Source organism: Tropicimonas sp. TH_r6, assembly GCF_033101155.1.
In the GTDB taxonomy this organism is placed as follows: domain Bacteria; phylum Pseudomonadota; class Alphaproteobacteria; order Rhodobacterales; family Rhodobacteraceae; genus Tropicimonas.
Window position 1 is genome coordinate 1 of record NZ_JAWMPX010000059.1, and the last position, 7,945, is coordinate 7,945.

Here is a 7,945-nt window from a genome sequence, read left to right on the forward strand (position 1 = left end):
GAGCCTCTTCACCCAACCAGCATCCTGAAGGGAAACAGCCCGCGTTCAGATCTGTCTCTACGTTGCGGATCTCCAAGTTCTTGAGTTGACCTGTCCGGGATGTTCATATCTCGTTTCGATCAGGAGCCATTACAGCTGAGGACAGGGGAGGGTCCGGTTCATGGGATTTATTCAAGCAATAAAGGTCTGCCTTTCGAAATACGTCGTGTTCTCTGGACGAGCCGCACGTTCCGAGTATTGGTGGTTTGTCCTCTTCGTCATTCTCACAAACATCGTGTTGGCGTTTCTGGATGCAGCGATCTTTGGCGCCAATCCAGAGACCGGAGAGAGCACAAATGTGCTGAACTCCCTCTTCCAACTCGCCGTCCTCTTGCCAATGCTTGCCGCTGGCTGGCGCCGACTGCACGACACCGGCCGTCCCGGTTGGTATCTGCTTCTCCCCATGGCCCTGGGCGTGGCCACAATGGTCATGCTGCTGAGCGGCGTCGCGGTGTTCTCGGTTCTGGAAGGCGGCGTTGATGACCCGGAAACGCTTCGTGGTCCGGCAGCGTTCCTGGGCGTTACCGGGATGATCGTGATGTGGGTGCTGCAACTGGTCCTGTCCGTCATGATGATATGGTGGCTGTCCCGACCATCGCAGGAAGAGACCAACGAATATGGCCCACCGGTGGCGTGAACCAAGTAACTCCGCGCCTGCCAGCCATCCTCCAGTGCTGGATTGGCGCCGCAATGACAGAGAGGGATGTCGAATGAGAAATCGAGCAATTGCCGTAGGTGCGCTGGCCTGCACTTTTGCATCGCCGGTCCATGCAGAATGGGCATTCGTGGGCAGTCCCTCGCCCAATGCCTTTCTTCAGACCAACGACTCGACGCTGGAACTGCAATGTGACCGAATTCGCTTTGCACCTGCTGGATACGAAGACAGCGAGGACATCGTTGGCAAGCAGGGCCTGTCTATTCGCTTCATGAAGAACGGGACAACCGAAGTCGGATCCTTCCAGGTTGGCCAAGTGAATGCGAACGTGCAGATCGTTGACAACTACCCCGTGGAGATCCTGTTCAAGAGCAATGAAGACTATATCTTCATTCTGGACCAACTCGCGGCAAACGCGTCGGTCAACCTGTCAATGATCGATCAGGACGTTTCATACGGGATCTTCGATCTGAAAGGGTCGGGTGCCGCGATCAAGTTGCTCAGCTCTGCATGCAACGGCAGTACACCGGAAACTGCGACCTCCGAGGCTCCGGAAGGAGTTGTCTACTGCGGCGGCGGCGGCGTGAAGCGTCAGATCGAATACGTGATCCTCGACAGCCCTGATGGCCAGTGGGACGCCAAAGTCACCGTCAATAGCGAGACGATCAGGGCCATGACAGCCTATAGCTATTTCGGGAACGCGGAAGCACCGAAAGAGTTTGTCGTTGCGCTTCTTGGTGAGGATCGCTCTGAGTTCCTTGTGTTCCGGGATGGCGACCAGGACTGGCTGGAATATGGCGACTACCGGTACGACAAGTGCAATTGATGTTCCTGCGTCTCTTCGACCTGCATGGCCCAACCTTCAACGCCGTCACGTTGACGGCGACACTGGCCGTGTCCTGTTCGGTCTGGGTAACACCGGCCTTTTCTGCCGATGTGTCGGATCTTCCTCCCCAATTGCAGGAGAAGGTCGAGGCCGCCACAAAGGCCTGCGCCGCGTTTGACAATGGTACGTTCCATCTTGAGTGGGGCGCTGTCGAGCGGGTCGACCTGGATGGAGATCTGTACCGGGACTGGGTCTTGAACGAGAACGGTTTCGCCTGCTCGACGGCCGCATCGCTTTACTGCGGAACGGGCGGATGCATGTCCCATTTTCTTGTCGGGGACGATCTCCACTCCCTTCTGAACCAAGGCTGGGATGTCTCCGAGCTTGGACCAAACAGGGTCCTGCTCGCAGATGTCCACGGGTCACAATGCGGTGGCATCAACCCGACCCCGTGTGTGACCGCCAGCACCTGGGACATGGAAGAGAAGACATGGCGATCAACAGTCGCGGAATGGGAATAGCCCCGATGAGAGTTTCCACAAGACTTGGGGGCAGTTTCCGGGCCACTTGCACCAGACTCGGAATGAGCCCAAGTTCATGAAACGCCTCACTCTTCTCGGCTTGGGGCTGCTCGGTATCGGTTTGCTGCTGTGGGCGGGCTATGTTGCTCTGGGTGGAGCATATGTCGATGAAGACGGTGTCCTGCGAGAGCCCTTCCCTCTGCTGGCTCTCGGCTGGTTCTTCGTTCTGGCCGGAGTCGTCGCACTCGCTGGATCTATCGGCATCGCGATCATCAAACGATTGAGGACCCCAAAATGAAGCGTCTTTCCTGTCACCGCACAACACCGTCAAACCGCTTTGCAAGGTCGACTGCCGGTCCGAACTTACGCAGGTTCGCTGGCGCTGCCTGTGTCCTGTCCTGTGTGGCCGCGTTGGCCGGTTGCGGTGAGCCGGCGCCCGTCGGCGGGATTAGCGAACCCGATCCCGAACTGGTGTTCGTAAGGGGTTATCGCTCCGCCGGTGACGACTGCAAGCTGACGGGAGAATCTGCGTTCACCGTCGACTTCCTCGACGACGCCGCCGACCTCGTCACTTGCTCGACGGGCAGTCCCGATGCAGCGACTCTGGTATCCGAGACTTCGGCCAGTTTGGTCACACAAACCAACAGCTATAGCCTCTTTTCCGTCCCGCGCCGGTGAAACCAGCCTGCCGAGGGCATCGCGCCCCGGGTGCATTAGCCAAGGACCTCAAATGAGCCGTCGGAGAGCCCCCACCAAACTCCCAGCACCCTTCTTGCAGCGACTGGTGGTTCGCGAAGACGTGATGGTCGAGAAATCAGGCTATCCGTTCGACTTGCCATGGCTGCGCCAAGGAGGGTTCGAACTTGAGTTTTCGACTCCGGTGACAATCCTTGTCGGCGAGAATGGGACAGGAAAATCCACTCTGGTGGAAGCCATCGCGGCGTTGAGTGGCTATGACGAGGCCGGCGGTGGCAAAGGATATCGTCCTGTGGACCATTCGCGCGCCCTCGACAAGAGCGGCGCTCAGCTTGCCGACGCGCTCAGGGGAAGTTGGCTGCCCAAGGTGACAGATGGCTGGTTCTTCAAGGCCGAAACCTTCTTCTCTGTTGCGCGCTACCTCGATGTTGCAGCCCAGGACGGGGGTGGCATGCCCCCGGATTTCCTGTCCTGGAGCCACGGCGAGGGTTTCGTGCGGTTCTTTGAAGAGCGCATGTCCCGGCAGGGCATCTTTTTCATGGACGAACCTGAAAGTGCGCTTTCTCCCAAACGCCAACTGGAGCTTCTGGCAATTCTCGACCGCATCCAGAAGACCGCCATCGCCCAGGTCATTGTCGCCACCCACTCACCGATTCTAATGGCCCTGCCGAACGCCCGATTGCTCGAAATCACCCGGCACGGAATTGCCGAAACGACATTGGAGGAAACCCAGCATTTCAGACTCTACAGGGCCTTCACCGAGACACCGGCAGAGTTCATCACCGATGCCCTTCAGGAGATGGAGGCATCTCGGGAAGACAGTTCCGGCAATGGCACACACCGGCCGTTCGACTGAAAAACAGCAACCCTCTCCATTGGGCTCGGTGCGGCAGACCGATGCTTCAGCTACGAATGGCCGCTTCAGGATAGAGCCTGATGCTGCACGTTTGAGGCGCTCAATCACCTTGAGCGGCAACTGTGCGCAGTCAACGGACCTCTCGGTGCGCTGCGCACCTCGACGCAGACGAGCGACGTCGATGTCAGCCGCTTTTCCGACCTTCCGGACCTTCGCTGCGGTGGCAGTGTCCCTTGCTGATTTCGTCTGGAATCCTACCGCGCGGAATAAAACCGGACCCTCGTCGTGAGCCGCGTCATGGTCAGGTCAGCGGGACGAAGCTGCCTTTCGCCCCGCCTGCGCCAATGACCGCTTTCGGACGGCAGGACAAAAAGAGTATGAGTTTCGGCCAATCCGGGCGAAAAACCAGATTGTTTCAGCTCTTCTTTCACCGTCTGAGGGTGTCTGACTATTATCTCTGCGCCCAAAGACTGATGCCGAAGCACAAATGCAGAAAAGAAACCGGCCTCCTTATCACTTCGAAGAGAGGCCGGTAACGTCTTGCATTAGAAACCCGCAGTCGAGCGGGCGTCTAGTTGTTTCCGTTCACCGTATTCACAAATCGTCGCAATTGCGCTCGCTCCCTCGCGTCAACAAACAACGCACGGATGGAATACTCTTGCCCCATTGGTCGAGATTTTCGTCCATCGGCTATGAACTCCCCCACAATATCGACAGCAGGATTGAAACGTCGAGGTGTCCAGCCTTGGTCTTCGCAAATGTCTGAAGCTGATACGCCGCTTTCGGAATTAAGGAGCTTTTCTGCAATTAGTGTGGCGTCTTGCCGTGGACTTACGCCTCCAAAGACGATGGGGTCAAAAACCTCAAACAGCTTGTGATTTGCGCGCAGGTGGCTGAAAGGTTTTCCGAGACACTTTTGGACGACAACCATACCTTCAATCTCAAGCTCACCAACTGCTTCAAGTATCTCGTTTGGTGACGCGTCGAAAAATTGTGAAACGATCTGATCGTAGCCAAATATTTCTGAGAAAGCTGTGGTGGAATTCTCGCTGATCCATTTTCCCAAATATGCGGCATCTTCAGACAGAACAATCGTTCCTGAGATGTACGCTACAACCTCTTCGAGCTCGTTCACTAGCGATGTTATCTGCCCCTGCCACGCCTCAACGTTTTGCTCGCCTTTGGCTGGGTGAGTCACACTGTAAATTGCCGCTAAAGGTCCACCAATGATTGGAACGCCCGCAAGCACCACATCTGCCAATTTCCGCGCAAGCTCGCGCTTAGGATTGGAGTCTGGTGGGTTAATCGGCATGTCTCACTCCTAGCTCGTTATCAAAATAGGTGGCGCCGCCATAACACAGGTGAATAGGCGTCGCACGACGCAATTACACTACGCCAGAAACCCTCCGCGTAGCTCGCGTTGGTGTTGGCACATTTTGGCCAATCCGAAGTAAGCGGAGGTTGGTGCACCTCGCAGCATCCAGCAAAGAGGGCTCGTCACGGACCTTCGCCGCGCGACGCAGCAAGGTCCGTAACGCGGACAAAGCCGACACTGCATTGTTAATGCCAGCGCCTATGACTGAGCGGCCCTTTCAGACCTTTCCCATGGCTGTTTCGCGCATCGTCATCGTGAACGTTGATGACCGAAAAGTTCTGGCGGGGCCAGATGACACATTCGCCTTTGCCTCGAAGGAGTAGAACTCGGATTGGGTAGCCACGAATTGCGGTGAACCGCGCGGCTGGCTGGAGTTCAAGTTTTACAGAAAGGCCTAGCGGGCTTCAAGTTGAGGCCGGCCGTAGGTTCCTTCCGAAGCGTTTAAACACTGCGCTTCTCAAGTGCCACTGCCAAGCGCCCCTTCAAATCCAAAGGTTCGATAGCGGGGATGGTTCTGTGCAGCATGTGGTGGCAGTTGGAACAAACCGCAACCAAGTCGTTGACATTGACTTCCTCTACTTTGTCCATCTGAGAGATAGGTTTTGTGTGATGTGCTTCAATAAACCGCCGCCCAACATCGCCATACACCGCTTCGAAGTCGAACCCACATATTGAGCAAGAAAAGTTTGAAAGCCGTTTCTTAAACTCCCTAACAAGCTTTATAGAGCGTTCGCGTCGAATGTGCTGTCGAAGTAGTTCCCGCCCCTCCAGGGCAGAGAAAAATTCTTCGTTGGGATCTTCGAAGGCGTCAAGATCAGCAGAATGTGTATCAGCAATTGGAAAACGTCTGCCGACGACAGTTTCCACTATTTGCTCATCGTCAACACAACCAGATTGAGCCAATCTTTCTTCAGTAATGCGATAAGTTTGCCCGGCAGGGTTCCAGTTTGGCTTGTAGCCAACCAACTCACAAAACTGAGGCCAGGGGTAGTTGGTTAGCCCGCCATTCATGAAAACGATCAAGGGGAATTTGGCTTCTCCCCAGAGATGTTCTGAAAGTTGGAAACACTCAGATGTTGGGAACGCAATAATTCGACCACCGTAGGCAAATGAGCCACCTTGTCCAGCCGCTTCCAGAAGCAGTAAGTGATCGCCATTTTTAAGACTCCTGAGGACATACTTTGCTCCACTTGGAATCCCCCATATCTGGAATCCATCAGGAGAAGCTTTCTCCAGTTCGTTCTGCAATTCAGGCAGTTCAGAAACCGACAAGTTACTAAGATATGGCCCAATTTCGTCAAATGAAAATTTTATCAACCCAGTTTTGGGTGTGCCAATAGTCTTCGGGAAATCCCGCTGACCTCCGGCTTCGCCAACATGCTGGAAGAAAACTGTCATTTGAATACTCCAATTCTCGACTTTGCTGAAACCGTCGGTCCCCGGCTACCAGCTAACAGTTTTGACTTCGCTGCTACACAAGCCTGATTGGGAAAGTATACTGCCCGAGTCTCAAACTTTCCAGCCACTTGAAGCGTACTACAGTTGCTCGCTGACGCGGGTCACTGACACTCCCCAGGTCTCTTTTGGAGGAGGTCAAGTTCCAACCTCGCCAGCCCTTTGGCGGCGTAGCTGTGACGCGAGGCCTCTGCACTACAGCATCGGTTAACATGGGCTCTGAGTGAGCTTTCGCCGCGATAGACAGGTACGACAGGTTCAGGACTGAGCCGACGTTCGTCGCGCGGTAGAGCAGCGTCGGGACTGCGGGACGAAGTGAGCTTTCGCCGCGGTTGCGCTAATGTCGGGTTTGGCGGCATCGATTGCGCCAATATCGGGTCTCGGTCTGGGCGCAGGGCGTCCACGTTTGCTAACATGCTTCAATATGAAACTTGGTCCATATACGATGTCTACAGTTATCCTTGCAGGAACTGCAGCCAGAAGTGCGACGCAAATGGTGTCAAAATTAGGATGTGAAACAAAACTCCAACAATAAATGCGAAGCTGGCCTTCAGGATTTGGTTAGATGATAGAGCCAGCAGAACTCCAGAAACGATAAAAACGCTTGGTGCAAGGATTGAATTGATAATGAAATTTGTCACGGTTGCGTAGACAGGTTCCGGTTCGCGCCAATCCTCCATCCACGCATACCCACCGGATTGGACGTATACATAATACTCGAGGAATAACTGCACCCCCCCTACGATCATTTGACCCATCAAAAATGTCACAGCGATGTATTTTGCGATCTGCCCGAGTGAAACGGGAACGCTCATAATTCTTAGCAATGCATAGATGATCAACGATATTACTAGTGTTGACAGAATAACTCCATGAACCGTGACGATTAGACTTTTCTCGAAGAAACTTTCGGCATTCGTGCTATCATCCGCCTCAAACAGTCTTGTCGAAATCCAGATAATGGCGGCCTGAAACTGAAAGTAAAACACTAACAGGGAGATTAAGTTTATCTCGGTGACAACTACTTTGTAGAACTGCCTTGGATGTAAGAATGCTGCTCTTACAACGTCCCATGCGACCGAATAGCTCTTTAAGAAGCTTTCCATTTTTTTATACTCCGGCGCCGTGCAATCATCACTGCAGGCTAGCTGTGTTGTCTACAGTAGTCGAGAAGCATGACTGGCAAGTGGCACGCGCATGGAGCTAAGCTGTACTCTTGGCAAGCGCCAAGAGCGACGCTCCCCAACTCGCAACACCATCACCGCTACAAACAATATTTGAGCTACTACGACGTTCTTCCACTGCATTCTGCATAACGGACCTACGAGTGGGCTGCAGCATCGGTCAGAAGGGCTCGCTCCAGCCATCCGCCGCAGAAGGCGCGAAGGCCCGGTTCGATGCAGAGCTGTCTTTCGCCCCTTGTTAGGGCAAGGTTGACAGCGCGGACCTTGCAGCAGTTTCGAGGATAGCCGATGTCGCTTGTCAGCGCTCGATTGAACACGAGTATGGAGCATCCGTGGTG

At 54.5% G+C, this 7,945-nt stretch carries 9 protein-coding genes; 6 read left to right on the top strand and 3 right to left on the bottom strand.

Features of this window, described 5'->3' with window-relative positions:
* Positions 1-160: 160 nt before the first annotated feature.
* The 6 genes from R3X27_RS25060 to R3X27_RS25085 all read left to right on the top strand — a co-directional run bounded on the left by R3X27_RS25060 (position 161) and on the right by R3X27_RS25085 (position 3,593).
* On the top strand, positions 161-676 hold the full coding sequence (locus R3X27_RS25060; protein ID WP_317711646.1) for a DUF805 domain-containing protein: 516 nt from the start codon (positions 161-163) through the stop codon (positions 674-676).
* Entirely contained in the window at positions 657-1,520 is an 864-nt protein-coding gene (locus tag R3X27_RS25065; RefSeq protein ID WP_317711647.1) for a hypothetical protein, read from the top strand. Before R3X27_RS25060 ends, R3X27_RS25065 begins: the two co-directional genes overlap by 20 nt.
* A complete protein-coding gene (locus R3X27_RS25070) occupies positions 1,520-2,041 on the top strand; it encodes a hypothetical protein (protein WP_317711648.1) in 522 nt (173 codons plus the stop codon). Before R3X27_RS25065 ends, R3X27_RS25070 begins: the two co-directional genes overlap by 1 nt.
* Positions 2,042-2,117: 76 nt before the next feature.
* Positions 2,118-2,339: a DUF3955 domain-containing protein gene (locus R3X27_RS25075; RefSeq protein WP_317711649.1), complete on the top strand. Its 222-nt coding sequence runs from the start codon at positions 2,118-2,120 to the stop codon at positions 2,337-2,339.
* Positions 2,336-2,719 carry a hypothetical protein gene (locus tag R3X27_RS25080; RefSeq protein WP_317711650.1) on the top strand — a complete coding sequence of 128 codons (384 nt, stop codon included), beginning with the start codon at positions 2,336-2,338 and terminating at the stop codon, positions 2,717-2,719. Before R3X27_RS25075 ends, R3X27_RS25080 begins: the two co-directional genes overlap by 4 nt.
* Positions 2,720-2,771: 52 nt before the next feature.
* Positions 2,772-3,593, top strand: coding sequence for an AAA family ATPase (locus tag R3X27_RS25085; protein WP_317711651.1), 822 nt, complete (start codon positions 2,772-2,774; stop codon positions 3,591-3,593).
* A gap of 571 nt (positions 3,594-4,164) precedes the next feature.
* Here the strand turns inward: R3X27_RS25085 and R3X27_RS25090 are convergent.
* The 3 genes from R3X27_RS25090 to R3X27_RS25100 form a co-directional block, all read right to left on the bottom strand.
* Positions 4,165-4,905, bottom strand: a complete 741-nt coding sequence (locus tag R3X27_RS25090; protein WP_317711652.1) for a hypothetical protein — start codon at positions 4,903-4,905, stop codon at positions 4,165-4,167.
* Between the two features lie 504 nt (positions 4,906-5,409).
* The gene (locus R3X27_RS25095; protein ID WP_317711653.1) at positions 5,410-6,366 is read right to left on the bottom strand and encodes an HNH endonuclease; all 957 of its coding nucleotides are present in this window, start codon (positions 6,364-6,366) and stop codon (positions 5,410-5,412) included.
* A gap of 512 nt (positions 6,367-6,878) precedes the next feature.
* On the bottom strand, positions 6,879-7,529 hold the full coding sequence (locus R3X27_RS25100; RefSeq protein ID WP_317711654.1) for a hypothetical protein: 651 nt from the start codon (positions 7,527-7,529) through the stop codon (positions 6,879-6,881).
* Positions 7,530-7,945 lie beyond the last annotated feature (416 nt).